Source organism: Streptomyces sp. P17 (genome assembly GCF_032436805.1).
Classification (GTDB): domain Bacteria; phylum Actinomycetota; class Actinomycetes; order Streptomycetales; family Streptomycetaceae; genus Streptomyces.
Window position 1 is genome coordinate 1 of the sequence record NZ_JAVRBF010001055.1, and the last position, 260, is coordinate 260.

Genomic DNA, 260 nt, shown 5'->3' on the forward strand with positions numbered 1-260 from the left:
CAGATTCTTCTGTAATGATTGTATCGTCATTGCGGTTAGCAATCCATTCCCTACTTTTCAATTGTAATTGATCCATAGGAAAATATTCCAAGTAATAGGAGAATGGTCTTCCTAAAATAGTATGATGGGTTGCTGTATCAGAATCAGCTTTCGCTCTGGCTAAACACAGGCCAATACAATTTAAAAAGCCTTTATTGGCAATCCGGTAAGTTTCCGGTACAACCCAATCAGTCTCACCTTTTACATATTCCCAGTCCGAT

The 260-nt window shown here is 38.5% G+C and carries 1 protein-coding gene; it reads right to left on the minus strand.

The annotated features are described in order from the left end of the window. Positions 1 to 260: hypothetical protein (locus RMT89_RS43925; protein WP_315889350.1), on the minus strand; the 260-nt coding region annotated here is incomplete at both ends.